This is a genomic window from Rathayibacter sp. AY1C9 (assembly GCF_002932315.1).
Lineage (GTDB): Bacteria > Actinomycetota > Actinomycetes > Actinomycetales > Microbacteriaceae > Rathayibacter.
On the sequence record NZ_PSVZ01000002.1, the window covers coordinates 22269 to 35378 of the forward strand.

Consider the following 13110-nt stretch of genomic DNA (forward strand, 5'->3'; position numbering starts at 1 on the left):
ACACGCATGCAGACCATCAAGAAGGTGCTCAACTCGAGCGTCGTCCTCGTCGTCGACGAGCGCGGCGTCGAGCGCGTGCTCCTGGGCAGGGGGATCGGCTTCGGAGCGAAGGCCGGCGAGGCGATCGAGCCCTCGAGCGTCGACCAGGTGTTCGTGGCGCTGGACGACTCGGACCAGCGCAACCTCGTCGAGCTCCTGGCCCAGATCCCGCCGGAGTTCGTCGAGCTCACCCGCGCGGTCGTCGCCGACGCGGAGGAGCAGGGGCTGAAGCTCGACCCGCACGTGTACCTCGCGCTCACCGACCACCTGCACTTCGCGGTGGAGCGGCAGCGGCGCGGGCTCTCGGTCGCCAACCGGCTGGCCTGGGAGATGCGGACGGTCTACCCCGTGCAGTACGCGGTGGGGGAGCGGGCGGTCGAGCGGATGCGCGAGCGCCTGGACGTGGAGCTGCCCGCCGACGAGGCCGCGAACGTCGCCTTCCACCTCGCCAACGCGGAGCTCGGCAAGGTCGGGATCGACTCGCTCCGGATCGTGCAGCTCATCCGCTCGGTGACCGCGATCATCCAGCACTCCAGCGGAGCCGCGCTCGACCGCGACGACCTCCGCTCCGCCCGCTTCGTGGCGCACCTGCAGTACTTCGCCGAGCGCTTCTTCTCGGGCGGCCTGCTCGAGAGCGAGGACGACTTCCTCTTCACCAGCCTCAGCGCCCGCTACCCGCGCGCGATCGCCTCCGCCGAGCGCGTGCGCTCCTTCGTGGCGGCCGAGTACCAGGCCGCCCTGCCCAACGAGGAGGTCGCCTTCCTGGCCCTCCACATCGCGCGCGCCGCTCCGGAGTAGCGCGCTGACCCCGGAGAACCGCATGCACCGCACCACCTCCGCCCGCCCGACGACGCCCGCGAGCGCGCGCCCGTGACCGGCACGATCCACCTCGTCCGCCACGCCGAGACCCTCTTCAACGTCGCCGGCCAGCTGCAGGGCTGGTGCGACTCGCCGCTGACCGAGCGCGGCGAGCGCCAGGCGGCGGCCCTCGGCGAGCGGATGCGCGGCGTGCCGCTCGTCGCGGCGTTCACGAGCGACCTCACCCGCACCCGCACCACGGCGGCGGCGGCGCTCGCCGGGCACCCGTCGCTCGAGGCCGAGCCGATGGTCGAGCTCCGCGAGTGGCACTTCGGCGCCTTCGAGGGGCAGCCGAACGCCTCGCTCTGGGAGCCGGTGTTCGCCGACCACGGCTACTCCTACGTGCCCTCCTCCGCCGACTGGCCGCGGATGACCGACGCCGGTCTCGACTCGGTGCTCGACGCGATCCACCGCCACGACCCCTCCGGCCGGGCCGACAGCGGTGCCACCGTGCGCGCCCGCGTGGAGGCCGCGATCGCGCGGTTCGTGCCGGCGGCGGAGCACGGGGACGTGCTGGTCGTGACGCACGGAGCGGTGCTCGGGAGCATCCTCCGCGCGCTCGACCCCGCGCACCGGCCGCAGCGGGGCTACCCGAACTGCGCGGTCGTGTCGGTGACGGACGGCGTCATCGGCGAGGTCGACGGGAGCTGCGCGACGGCCTGACCCGGCCCCTCCTCCTCCACGGACGCCCCTGTGCGCTCCGGTCGCCGACCGGACGAGCACGGGGGCGTCCGTCGTGCTCGGGACGCAGGCGGCCCGCACCCGGGCCGCCCCCGGACCTGCACGCGCGGCCGCCTCGGGACCTGCACGTCCGGTGATGCGGGACCTGCACTTTCGGCCACCTCGGCGCTGTACCGAAGTACAGGAGCCCGTCGCGAGAGCGTCCGTAGCGTCTGAGGAGTCAAGAGAAACGACTTCGAGGAGATGACATGCGAGGGCTTCAGCTCAGCGGCGTGAGCCGTGCATTCGGCGGCCACCGGGTCCTGCACGACGTGGACCTGTCCGTGGGCCGCGGCGAGATCGTCGGCTTCATCGGCGGCAACGGCGCCGGCAAGACCACGACGATGCGGCTGATCCTGGGCCTGCTCACCCCCGACACGGGGACCATCACCTGGGACGGCGCGCCGATCACCGCCGAGGACCGCCGCTCGATCGGCTACATGCCGGAGGAGCGCGGCCTCTACCCGCAGATGCGGGTCCGCGAGCAGGTGATCCACTTCGCTCTGCTCGAGGGGCACGACGCCCGGGGAGCCCGTGAGACCGCCGAGGAGGTGATCGACGCGCTGGGCCTGGCCGAGCGGGCCGACACGCTGGTGCAGGACCTCTCGCTCGGCAACCAGCAGCGCGTGCAGCTGGCCGTGTCCCTGGTGGGCGATCCGTCGCTCCTGGTGCTGGACGAGCCCTTCTCGGGGCTCGACCCGGTCGCCGTGGAGACGATGGCCGGCCTGATCCGGCAGCAGTCCGCCCGCGGCGTCGGCGTGCTCTTCTCCTCCCACCAGCTCGACCTGGTCGAGCGCCTCTGCGACACCGTCTGCGTGCTCGACTCCGGCCGTGTGACCGCGAGCGGAGCGGTGGCCGAGCTGCAGGACGACGGCCGCAGCCGCTGGCAGCTGCAGTTCTCCCGCCCCCTGGACGACCTGCTCGTCGCCGAGCTCGGCGTCACACCGGGACTGTCGGCCGAGCCGGTCCCCGGTGAGCCGGAGTCGCTGCTCGTCTCGATCGAGGGCAGCGGCCGGGACGTCCCCGAGCAGGTGCTCGCGACCCTCACCCGCCACGGCGGCCTCCGGAGCATCCGCACCGAGCAGCGCTCGCTGACCGAGCTGCTGTCCGAGCGGCTCACCGCCGCCTCCACCCCTGCGGCCGAGCGCCGCCTCGAGATCCAAGGAGCAGGACGATGACCACCACGCACCCCCGCGCCGCCCACGCCCGGACCGCCGAGAGCTCCGCTCCTCCGACGCCGGCCCGGGGAGCCGCGACGATCGTCCGCCGCGAGATCCTGACCCGCACCGGGAACCGCACGATCCTCACCGCGACCCTCGCGCTGGCCGCGATCGCCGGCCTCGGCGCCGGGATCGGCGGCTGGTTCCTGGTCGACGCGACGAGGGAGGCGGGGACCGTGGTCCTCGACACCCGGATCCTGTTCGCGACCGCGATGATCAGCGCCCTGCTCGCCGCGATGGTCTACTCCTCGTCGAGTCTGGCCTCGGGGGTGGTCGAGGAGAAGTCGTCCCGGATCGTCGAGATCCTGCTGACGAAGATCGGCGTCGCCCCGCTGCTCGCCGGGAAGATGATCGGCGTCGGCCTGGTGACCCTGGCCCAGCTGCTCGTGATCGGCGGCGCCGTCGTCGGCGGGTTCAGCGTGGTCGGCGGGTGGTCGGTCCTCGAGATCGAGCTCGGCCCGAGCCTGGTCTGGTTCCTCGTCTGGTTCCTGCAGGGCTACGTGCTCTTCGCGCTCCTCAGCACCCTGCTCGCCTCGACCGTGTCGAGGCAGGAGGACCTGGGCACCGCCGCCATGCCGCTCTCCGTCGTGCAGATGGCGCTGCTGATCATCGCGCTCTACGTGGTGCCGGCGAACCTCGACGAGGCCTGGGTGCACGCGCTCTCCTTCGTCCCCCTCTTCTCCTCCTACCTGATGCCGATGCGCTTCGGCCTCGACTCGGTCGGCACCCCCGAGATGGTGATCGCCGCCGTCGTCGCCGCGATCACGGTGCCGCTGCTGTTCCGCCTGGTCGTCCGCGTCTACCGCAACAACGCGCTCCGCACCGGCTCCCGCGTCTCGCTCCGCGCCTCCCTCAAGGCCGCCGACGCCTCCTAGGCCCGGCTCCCGATATCCACCACCACCACCCCTCGGAAGGACACCACCATGACCATCTCGCGCACCGCCTCGACCCGCCCCTCGCCCCTCAAGAAGCTGCTCGTCAACACCGCCCTCCTCGTCGGGGGAGCGGGCGGCGCCTACCTCGTCGTCACCTACCTCTTCTGATCCGCTCGACCGACCGAAGGACACGATCGTGACTCTCCTCGCGACTCCCGGGCTCCGCCCCGCGACCCCCGGGCACCGCCCCGCGGATCCGGCGGCCCTCCGGGCGGCGGCCTCGACCGAGCGGCTGCTCGGCGGCGGACGCCACCGCGTCGCCGCGATCGACCGCCCCGCCTTCGCCGGCCGGAACGCGTCGTGGACGATGACCCTCGACGACGGCGCCCGCGTCTTCGTCAAGCACGTCTCGCCCCGGACGGCGGGCCCCGCGGCCTTCCGCCGCTCCAGGGACTTCGCCGGCTTCGCCGCCCGGAGCCCCGAGCACGCCCCGGCCGGACCCCGCCTGCTGGCGGCCGACGAGGACGACTCCCTGCTGGTGTTCGAGCACTGCCCCGGCACCAGCCTGGCCCTCCTGCTCGTGGAGGAGCGCGTCCCCGCGGACTTCCCCGAACAGGCCGGCCGGCTCCTGGCCCGGCTGCACGCCGGCCCGGTGGCGGGCCTCACCGCGACCTCGCACCCCAGCCCTCCCGTCGAGATGCTGCGCGTCGGCATCCCGCACACCCGCTACGTCGACCTCACCCTCGCCGAGCTCGCCTTCTGGGGCGACCTGCAGCACGACGAGCAGCTCGTCTCGGCCACGGAGGATCTCCGCGAGTGGGAGAGCGGCAACCGCACGGCCCCGATCCACGGCGACCTCCGCCTCGACCAGTTCCACCTCCGCGACGGGCGCCTCCAGCTGCTCGACTGGGAGGAGTTCGGGATCGGGGATCCGGCCCGCGACCTCGGCACGCTGGCGGGGGAGTGGATCCACCGCGCGGTGCTCGACACCGTGACCACCCGGGAGGGCGCCTCCGCTCCTCCCCTCGCCTTCGACACCGCGGCCGCGGACGCCCGCATCGCGGAGCGGATGGCGGCACTGGTCCCGAGGATCCGGCGGATGTGGCTCGCCTACGCCGCCGAGACCGCCGGCGCGGACGACGCCCTCGCCGTCCGCGCCACCGCCCACCTGGGCTGGCACCTCGTCGACCGCACCCTCGCCCGGGCCTCGATGGTCTCCCGCCTCCCCGGGATCGAGCGGGCCGCCGCCGGCATCGGCCGCCGCGTCCTGCTCGCCCCCTCCGCCTACTCCACCGCCCTCGGATTCGACAGGAGCCCGCGATGACCGCCCTCACCACCCGCTCCGTCCTCGACGAGGCCGTGATCAGCGTCGACGCCGCCCGGCTGCGGGCCGAGGTCGACGGGACCGTGATCGAGGCCACCGGGCCGATCGAGCTGCGGGCCCGACTCGCCGCCACCGTCTACACCCACCTGCACCTCCGGAACCCGCTGCTCGGCGAGACCGCCGGAGGCGACGGCCAGGACCTCGCCCCCCGGCTGATCGACGCGATCCCGCACCGCACGGTCCTGCAGCCCGCTCCCTCCGGGGTGCTCGGCTCCGCCACCGTGCAGGGGGAGGAGCGCCGGGTCGTCGAGCTGGGCCGCGTCCGGGTCCTCGTGCCCGAGGTCGATCTCGTCCGCTCCGCCGACGGGGCCGTCGCCGGCGTCCGGCTGCCGAGCTGGCGCACCCGCACCACTCCCGGCTACCTCCTCGCCCTCGGCCCGATGGGACTCGATCCCGCCGACCGGGTCGTGCGCCTCTCGCTCGTCGCCGACTCGGCGGAGGACGCGCTCGCCCTGTGGGGCCCGCTCCTGGAGGCGCTCGCCGCCTCCGGAGCCCGCCACCAGGCCAAGGCGCTCTCGGACCCGCGGGCCTTCCCCCGCTCCGACGCCCTCGTCGTCTACCTGCCCGCCGACTCCGCCGACGACGTCGCCCGGAGGATCACTCCGCTGCTCGATGCCCGGCCCTCGCCCCGCACCGCCGTCTCGGCCTTCGCCGAGAGGCTCGCCGACGGCCTCGCCTACGCCGAGGACCCGGCCGACGAGCGCTCCTCCTACCGCGGACTGAGCTTCGGCCAGCACCGCTCCCGCGTCCTCGCCGAAGCGCTCCTGCGCTCCTCGGCCGAGACGATCCCCGCCGCCGACGCCTGGGCCGACGCCGCCCGCGCCGCGCGCATCGACCCGGACCGCCCGGGACTCACCGCCCGCTAGCGCCCCACGAACCTCCCCTCGATCCCGAGGGGACCACCACCTCAGCCCGAGGTACTCCACGAAAGGGACACATCATGACCACCATCTCCACCGACGCCCAGTCCGCCGACCTCACCGCCCTCGCGGGAGCGCACGACACCTTCGCCACCGTCGACGAGCTCGGCTCGGACGCCGCGACCGAGGCGCCCGCCACCACGCCCCTGTGCGTCGGCATCATCGTCGGCGCCACCCTCGGCGCGGGCTGCTGACCCGGCACTCCTCCCGCCCGGGTGCTCCCGCAGCACCCGCTCCCCGGCCCTCCGGCCGGACCACCCGCACCACTCCCCGCACGACCCGGCGGATCCGCCGCCACCACTCATCCAAGGAGAACACCATGTCGACCATCACCGCCCAGACCGTCCAGTCCGCCGACCTCGCCGAGCTCGCCACCGCCCACGACACCTTCACCGCCGCCGACGAGATCGGCACCGACGCCGCCTCCGAGGCGCCCGCCACCACCCCGTTCTGCGCCGGCGTCATCATCGGCGTCACCCTCACCGCAGGGTGCTGACGGGCACGGGGCGACCGGTCCTCGACCGCGTCGCCCCGGCCCCTCCCGGGCGCGTGCCGTCCGCTCGCGCCGTCCGCCCATCCCCGTCCGCCCTTTCCGCGGGCACGGTCCGCCCATCCCCGTCCGCCCTTTCCGCGGGCACGGTCCGCCCATCCCCGTCCGCCCTTTCCGCGGGCACGGTCCGCCCGTCCGCCGCCGTCCTCACCGCCGGCCGCGACCCGATCCGCCCTCCCGCCCGCCGCCCTCTGAGGAGACCGCCATGACCACCCCGCCCGGTGCGCAGAGCGCCGCACTCTCCGACCTCTCGCTCGGCCGCTTCGGCTACTCCCGGGTGGCCCTCGTCCTGACCGGCTCCGCCATGACCCAGGTCATGCCCTACTGGATCCAGTGGGCGCGCGCCGCCGCTCCGGCGACCGAGTTCCGCGTGCTCGTCCGCGACTCGGCCTACCGCTTCACCACCCGGCACAACCTGGAGTCGCGACTGCGCGGCCGGATCCAGGACGACCGCTGGGACGACGAGATCGTCGTCGCCCACGTCGACCTCGCCGAGTGGGCCGACCTCATCCTGATCTACCCGGCCACCCTCGACTACGCCTCGCGCCTCGCGCACGGCATCACCGACTCCCCGTCGCTGCTCGCGGCCCTCACGACGGAGGCGCCGGTGTGCATCGCTCCGTCGCTGCCGCCGCGGGCGCTCGGCAACCCGGTCGTCGAGTCCACCCTCGCGCTGCTGCGCGAGCCGGCCAACTTCACCGTCATCGACCCCGTGCCCGGGCCGAGCGAGTCCAGCGACACGGCGCTCGCCTGGGTGCCGCCCGCGTTCCCCGCGGTGCTGCGCCACCTGGAGTCGCTGCGCACGGCACCGGCGGCCGCGGAGGAGGCGAGGTCGGCGTGAGCACCACCGCCCCTCCGCGGGCCCTCGTCACCGGGCTGCTCGTCACCGAGCTCTCGGAAGGACCCGACGGGACCACCGTCTGGACCCGCCGCCTCGGAGAGCAGGCGCCGCTGCCGTTCTCGCCGGTGCCCGTCCGCCTCGCAGCGCCCGATCCCCGGATCGTGCCGGGAGGCGCCGACCCGTCGATCCGCCGCTACCGCACCACCGCCCGCGCCCTGCTGCCCGCGCTCCTCCACGAGCTGTCGGAGGAGGCGCTCGTCTCCGTCGGCCGCGAGTGGAAGGGCGCGCTGGACGCGCTCCACGGCGCCCGGCCCGCCGGGGAGCCGCTCCCTCCGCGTCCGCTGCAGCGCGCCCGCGGCTGGCTCGCCGGTGGCTGGGCGCCCGCCGCCGAGGAGCTCGGCGCCGGCGGTCTCCTCGAGCTCGCCGACTGGGCGGAGGCGGTCGTCGCCTCGCCGGCCGCGGTCGTGGTCCACGGCCACCCCGGCCTCGCCCACCTCGTCGTCGGCGGGACCCGCGTCGCTCTGCTCACGGGCGAGGACGTCGGGCTCGCCGACCCGGTCTGGGACGCCGCCTGGGTGCTCGGGGAGCTCGCAGAGCTGCACGCCTTCCACCCCGCGCTCCGCCCGGCCCTCGACGCGCTCCGCCGCGGACTCTCGCTCGAGGAGGACCACGACGCCGAGCTGCTGCGCGTCGGCACCGCGTTCCGGCTGGCCCAGCACGCCGTCGACTGGCACCGCTCCGGGGGCGCCAGCAGCGATCAGGCGCGGCTGCTGCTGCGCCTGTCCGCCGCACAGCTGGGGGAGCGGGCGGAATGAGCGCCCGCGACGTCCCGACCCTGTCCGCCGCCCTGCCCTCCGGCGCCCGCGCGCTCGTCGTGCACCGGCCGGAGGTCCGCAACGACTCGGTCGCCCTCGCCGTGCCCGCCGGTATGCGCCACGAGCGCGACGGCGAGGAGGGGATGCTGCACCTGATCGAGCACCTCGTCTACCAGGACAGCGAGGGGGTCGCCGGTCTCGTCCGGCAGACCCGCGTCGCCGAGAGCGGCGGCGTCCTCGGCGGTCACACCCACCTCGACTACTCCGAGTTCTTCGAGACGGGCTCTCCCGGGTCGGCCGCCGTGATCGCGGAGCGGCTCGTCGAGCAGGTCTTCCGCCCCGCCTTCCTGCCGGAGCAGATCGCGGAGCAGATCCGCGCGGTCGCCTCTGAGCGGGCCGCGCGCCTCGCCCCCGCTCCGGGCGGCGTGCTGCCGTGGCCGCACCTGACCGCCCGCTACTGGGCCGACGCCCCCAACGCGCACGACGGCAGCGGCGACCTCGACCTCGAGGGCCGCGCGACCGAGCCCGTCCTGCGCGCGCTGCACCGGCGCCACTACAGCCCGGCCGGCTCCGTGCTGGTCGGCGTCACGGCCGACGACCCCGCCCGGCTCCTGGACCGCCTGGTCGCGGCCCTCGCGGAGGCGCCCGATCGCGCGGCAGGACCGGTCGCCGTCCCACCTGGGACGGCCCGCCCCGAGTACCGCGCCGAGCCCGCCGCCCGCCGGCTCGCCGCGACCGCCGCCGCGCCGTCGACCCGCGTCTCCGACGAGCTGCTCGGCGACCTGATCGCCGCCGAGGCGCTCGCTGCGCAGGCCGGACTCGACGCGAGCGCCGGACTCTTCGGCCCGGGCGACACCGTCGCCGACGACCTCTTCGTGCTGGTCGACGACACCGCCGTGCCCGTCGATCCGTGGCACCGCCTCCGCGCCCTCGCGGTGAGCGACGACTCCGCCCTCGAGCACGCCCGGCATCGCGCGGTGCTGCGTGCGGAGCGGCTGGTGCACGACGACGAGCGTCTGGCCCGCACCGTCGCCCGGGATGCCCTGCTGCGCGGTGCGCCCGGCTTCGCGGGCGAGCTCGTCGACTCCCTCGCCGCGCGGCCGCCGCGCCCGCTGCTCGCGGACGCCGCGGCCCGCCTGGCCGAGCAGCCCTTCGCCGCACTGGGCGTTCCCGCCGCCTCCACCCCTCCAGGAAGGAGGAGCCCATGACCGCCGCACCCCCGCTCGCCGTCGTCGACGAGCGCTCCCGCTTCGCCGTCGTCGCCCTCGGCTGGCGCGACCCGGCCGGAGACGACGGGCCCGACCGCGCTGCCCGCCTCCGCTTGGCCGTTCCCCCCGGAGCGGTCTCGCTCGCGTGGACGGCGACGGCCGGGGCGCAGAGCCTCACCGCGGTGCTCCCTCCGGAGGGCGCCGCGGCCTGGACCGCCCTGACGCTCGAGCGCGCCCAGGGAGCCGGGGATCCGGTGCTCGCCGTGGTCGGGCCCGAACGCGCCGTCTGCGAGACGTCCCGGCCCGTCTCCGTGCCCGCCGCGGCTCCGCTGCCGAGCGCTCTGCACCAGTCCCGCGAGCAGGGCTACGAGAGCACGATCGTCACCGGCGCGGACCCGTCCGGCGAGGTCGGCCACGCCGCGACATTCCTGGCGCTGTGCCGCCTCACCGCGGGGGCCGAACCGCTCGTCCCCGCCGCACTGCGCTCCGCCGGCGGCGATGCGGTCGCCCAGGTCGCGCGGGGCCTGCGCTCGAGCCGCCCCTCCCTCACCTGGCAGGTCGTCTCCCCGGCCGGCCAGGGCATCCCGACCCTCGAGACCGTGCTGCGCACCGTCCTCGACGGCCGCGCCGCGCACGGGGAGGGAGCACGCGCCGCGCACGCGTTCGCGCGGGCGAACCTCCTCCGCGCCTGGCGGTCGCCCGAGACGCTCGCGCGCACCCTGGTGGAGTACGAGGTGATGGGCTGGGGCGGCGCCCTGGTGCTCGATCCGGAGCCGGCGCTCGCCGCGGTCGACGAGAGTGCGCTCGAGCGGGCGGTCGCGGGGCTCGTGCGGCCCGTCGCCGACGTGGTCGGCTGGGGCTGAATCCGGCGGGCTCGATCAGCTCCGGCCGGGACGCGTCCCCAGGTCGACGAGCCCGTGCTCGATCGCCGAGACCAGGATCTGCACCCGGTCGCGCACGCCCAGCTTCTCCATCACCTTCACGAACCGCGCCTTCACGGTCGACTCGGTGACGAACAGCTCCTGCGCCATCTCGCGGTTGCTCATCCCGCGGGCGAGCAGGCGGATCACCTCGAGCTCCTTCTCGGTGAGCGCCTCGAGCAGATCGGGGTCCGGCACCGTCTCCGCCGGCACCGACTCCTCGAGCCCCTTCACCACGTGGCGCGTGACCTCGGCGGAGAGCACGGACTCGCCCGCGAGCACCGCGTGCACCGCCGCGATGATCTCCCGCGGCTTCGTGTCCTTGACCAGGTAGCCGGAGGCGCCCGCGCGGAGCAGGTCGACGACGTAGCGGTCCGTGGTGAACGTGCTGAGCCCGAGGATCGCGATGCCCGGGTGCTCGGCGTGGATCCGCTCGGTCGCAGCGACGCCGTTCATGACCGGCATCTGCATGTCCATCAGGATCAGGTCGGGCTGGAGCGTCGCCGCCTGCTGCACCGCGATCCTCCCGTCGGAGGCCTCGCCCACCACCTCGATCGCCGGGTCCTGCGAGAGGTAGTCGCGGAGGATCTCGCGGGTCATCGATTCGTCGTCCACCAGCAGCACGCGGGTCATCGCTCTCGTCCTTCGTCGGTCGCCCCCGCGACGAGCGCACCGGACGCCCGGCCCTCGAGGGGGATGGTCATGGTCGTGGTCCAGCGACCGCCGCGGGCTCCCGCGTCCAGCCGCCCGCCGAAGACGGCGCAGCGGGCCGACATCGCCTCGATCCCGAGGTGCGAGGAGACGATCGGAGCCGCGGAGGCGATCGCGTTGGAGGAGCTCAGCTGCACCTCGCCCCCCGACACCTCGAGCCGGAGCTGCACCTCACCGGCGGTGTCGCCGTGCTTGAGCACGTTCGTGCCCAGCTCCCGGACCGTGCGCCGCAGCACCTGGCGGAGGCTCGCGGGCACCTGCGCCACGGAGCCCGCCACGTCGAGGCGGACCCGGAAGCCCGCGCGCTCGATCGCGTCGGCGACGTTCCGCACGTCGTGGACGAAGCCGACAGCGGTGGTCGTGGCGCCCGAGACCTCCGGGGTCCCGAGCAGGTCGGAGTCGCCGCGGGCGGGAGCGCCTGCCTCGTCCTCGTCCTGGAGGAGCGTCACGAGGCTCCGCAGATCCTGCAGCGCCTGCTGCGCCGCGTCGCCGATGCTCTCGAGGATGCGCTCGGTCTTGGCCGGGTCCTCGACCGAGGTCGCGCGGCGGGCCTGCATGGCGATGATGGTGACCTCGTGCGCGACGATGTCGTGCAGCTCGTGCGCGAGCCGGGTCCGCTCCTCGTTGCGGATCCGCGCCTGCTCCTCCTGGATGCGGTCGGCCCGGCGCTCGCTCCGCTCGCTGCGGCCCCGGAAGGCGTTCAGGCCCAGCCCGGCGGTGCCGCCGAAGAGGACGAACGCGCCCAGGACGTAGACGGCCGTGCCCATGGCGCGGTCGACGAGCAGCACCGCGGGCAGGAGGACGAGGGTGCCGAGCACGAAGACGAGCCCCGCGCGCCAGGGGAGGAGGAAGGTGACGAAGCCGACCACCACGATGGTCGGGAAGATCAGCGCCGCGAGCAGCAGCGGCGGGGCGCCGAGCATCAGGACGACGGCGTAGACGAGGTAGAGCGAGACCGCCGCGGGGATCGCGCCGGCGAGCAGCGCCAGGAGCGGCAGGTAGGGGAGCGCCAGCTCGATCCAGCCGCGGACCGACGTGAGGTCGACGCTGCCGCCCATCAGGTCGATGACGACGAGGAGCGTGAAGGAGCCGAGGAGGAGGGACCGGGTGATCCAGCCGCCGGGCAGCGTCCGCACGTCGTTCGTCCACCGCGTCGTCCCCACCACGGGACCAGGGTACCGAAGCCTTCTCCGAGCCCCGTCGGCCTTCCGTACAAGGGCGGACTGGTCTTTCGTACAGGAGCGGTGCGACGGGGCGTCGCCATGCTGGTGGAGCGGTCGAGCCGATCGCACCCCTCGATCACAGGAGAACGACCATGGCCCCGATCCTCGCCGCCGCCGCACTCGCCCTCGGAGCCGTCCTCGCTCCCGCCGCTGCTCCTGCCGCCGCTCCCGTGCAGGCCGCCTCGTCCGCCGGCGTGCAGACGGTCGCCGCCTCCTACGAGCTGCCGAAGGTGCAGAAGCCGGGCGGCATGGAGTCGATCCAGGACCGCGGCGCCCTCTGCAACCTCTTCGGGATGTGCTGAGCGCAGCTCTCGGACCGGGTCAGCCCTTCAGCGGGTCGTTGCCCCAGTTCATCAGGGAGTAGCGCCACTTCGTCTCGGTGACATCGCCCGAGGGACGCTGCTTCGCGTGCCGGTGCACGTAGCCGACGACCTTCGTCATGTGGGCGTAGTCGTCGTCGCTCAGGTCGGCCTGCTTCGTGCCGAGCAGGTCGACGATGCGGCGCCCGCTCTCGTGGCCGACGGACTCGCCGCCGCCCTCCGGCTTCTGGCCGACCTCCTTCGACTCGTCGGTGCCGAGCCACTCCTCGAGCTCCTTCGCGGTCATGTTCACGGCGTCGTGGAACTCGTCGCGGGTCGTCCGCTTCTCGTCGTCGGTGGGCATCGCGGGGCTCCTCGGGTCGGTCGGTCCGGGTCGGTCGGTGACCTCCAGCGGAGCGTGTCGGAGGGGGAGAGGTCAAGCCCCGTGCGCGGTTCCAGGGCGCGCGTAGCGTCGGAGGAGTCCGCACCAGCCGACCACCGCCGACGTCCGCCGCCGGCAGAGAAGA

At 74.6% G+C, this 13110-nt stretch carries 16 protein-coding genes; 13 read left to right on the plus strand and 3 right to left on the minus strand.

Features of this window, described 5'->3' with window-relative positions; genetic code table 11:
- Window positions 1–6 precede the first annotated feature (6 nt).
- The 12 genes from C5D09_RS02515 (at window position 7) to C5D09_RS02560 (ending at window position 10293) form a co-directional block, all read left to right on the plus strand.
- Complete coding sequence (locus C5D09_RS02515) at window positions 7–837, plus strand: PRD domain-containing protein (protein ID WP_104225973.1); 831 nt, start codon at window positions 7–9, stop codon at window positions 835–837.
- A gap of 72 nt (window positions 838–909) precedes the next feature.
- The gene (locus tag C5D09_RS02520; RefSeq protein WP_104268545.1) at window positions 910–1560 is read left to right on the plus strand and encodes a histidine phosphatase family protein; all 651 of its coding nucleotides are present in this window, start codon (window positions 910–912) and stop codon (window positions 1558–1560) included.
- 290 nt (window positions 1561–1850) lie between these two features.
- Window positions 1851–2795, plus strand: a complete 945-nt coding sequence (locus C5D09_RS02525) for an ABC transporter ATP-binding protein (protein ID WP_258059358.1) — start codon at window positions 1851–1853, stop codon at window positions 2793–2795.
- Entirely contained in the window at window positions 2792–3712 is a 921-nt protein-coding gene (locus tag C5D09_RS02530) for an ABC transporter permease (protein WP_104225127.1), read from the plus strand. Before C5D09_RS02525 ends, C5D09_RS02530 begins: the two co-directional genes overlap by 4 nt.
- A 196-nt stretch (window positions 3713–3908) precedes the next feature.
- Window positions 3909–5036 carry a class V lanthionine synthetase subunit LxmK gene (gene lxmK, locus C5D09_RS02535; protein WP_258059357.1) on the plus strand — a complete coding sequence of 376 codons (1128 nt, stop codon included), beginning with the start codon at window positions 3909–3911 and terminating at the stop codon, window positions 5034–5036.
- On the plus strand, window positions 5033–5962 hold the full coding sequence (locus tag C5D09_RS02540) for a T3SS effector HopA1 family protein (protein ID WP_104225969.1): 930 nt from the start codon (window positions 5033–5035) through the stop codon (window positions 5960–5962). The genes lxmK and C5D09_RS02540 overlap by 4 nt, the downstream gene beginning before the upstream one ends.
- A 74-nt stretch (window positions 5963–6036) precedes the next feature.
- On the plus strand, window positions 6037–6210 hold the full coding sequence (locus C5D09_RS17345; RefSeq protein WP_181027122.1) for a hypothetical protein: 174 nt from the start codon (window positions 6037–6039) through the stop codon (window positions 6208–6210).
- 125 nt (window positions 6211–6335) lie between these two features.
- A complete protein-coding gene (locus C5D09_RS17350; protein WP_181027123.1) occupies window positions 6336–6512 on the plus strand; it encodes a hypothetical protein in 177 nt (58 codons plus the stop codon).
- A 259-nt stretch (window positions 6513–6771) separates the two neighbouring features.
- Window positions 6772–7407, plus strand: coding sequence for a flavoprotein (locus C5D09_RS02545; RefSeq protein WP_104225100.1), 636 nt, complete (start codon window positions 6772–6774; stop codon window positions 7405–7407).
- Window positions 7404–8222 carry a hypothetical protein gene (locus C5D09_RS02550; protein ID WP_104225968.1) on the plus strand — a complete coding sequence of 273 codons (819 nt, stop codon included), beginning with the start codon at window positions 7404–7406 and terminating at the stop codon, window positions 8220–8222. Before C5D09_RS02545 ends, C5D09_RS02550 begins: the two co-directional genes overlap by 4 nt.
- Window positions 8219–9430 (plus strand): pitrilysin family protein, encoded by a 1212-nt coding sequence (locus C5D09_RS02555; RefSeq protein WP_104246981.1) that lies wholly within the window; start codon window positions 8219–8221, stop codon window positions 9428–9430. The genes C5D09_RS02550 and C5D09_RS02555 overlap by 4 nt, the downstream gene beginning before the upstream one ends.
- Window positions 9427–10293 carry a hypothetical protein gene (locus tag C5D09_RS02560; protein ID WP_104268546.1) on the plus strand — a complete coding sequence of 289 codons (867 nt, stop codon included), beginning with the start codon at window positions 9427–9429 and terminating at the stop codon, window positions 10291–10293. The genes C5D09_RS02555 and C5D09_RS02560 overlap by 4 nt, the downstream gene beginning before the upstream one ends.
- Window positions 10294–10308: 15 nt before the next feature.
- On the opposite strand, the gene C5D09_RS02565 is transcribed toward C5D09_RS02560, so the two are convergent.
- Both C5D09_RS02565 and C5D09_RS02570 read right to left on the minus strand, forming a co-directional pair.
- Complete coding sequence (locus tag C5D09_RS02565; RefSeq protein ID WP_104225096.1) at window positions 10309–10983, minus strand: response regulator transcription factor; 675 nt, start codon at window positions 10981–10983, stop codon at window positions 10309–10311.
- Window positions 10980–12227, minus strand: a complete 1248-nt coding sequence (locus C5D09_RS02570) for a sensor histidine kinase (RefSeq protein ID WP_258059356.1) — start codon at window positions 12225–12227, stop codon at window positions 10980–10982. Before C5D09_RS02570 ends, C5D09_RS02565 begins: the two co-directional genes overlap by 4 nt.
- A gap of 149 nt (window positions 12228–12376) precedes the next feature.
- Between C5D09_RS02570 and C5D09_RS02575 the strand changes: the two genes are divergently transcribed.
- On the plus strand, window positions 12377–12586 hold the full coding sequence (locus C5D09_RS02575) for a hypothetical protein (RefSeq protein WP_104225965.1): 210 nt from the start codon (window positions 12377–12379) through the stop codon (window positions 12584–12586).
- A gap of 19 nt (window positions 12587–12605) precedes the next feature.
- On the opposite strand, the gene C5D09_RS02580 is transcribed toward C5D09_RS02575, so the two are convergent.
- Entirely contained in the window at window positions 12606–12947 is a 342-nt protein-coding gene (locus C5D09_RS02580; protein WP_104246984.1) for a DUF3140 domain-containing protein, read from the minus strand.
- Between the last annotated feature and the right edge of the window lie 163 nt (window positions 12948–13110).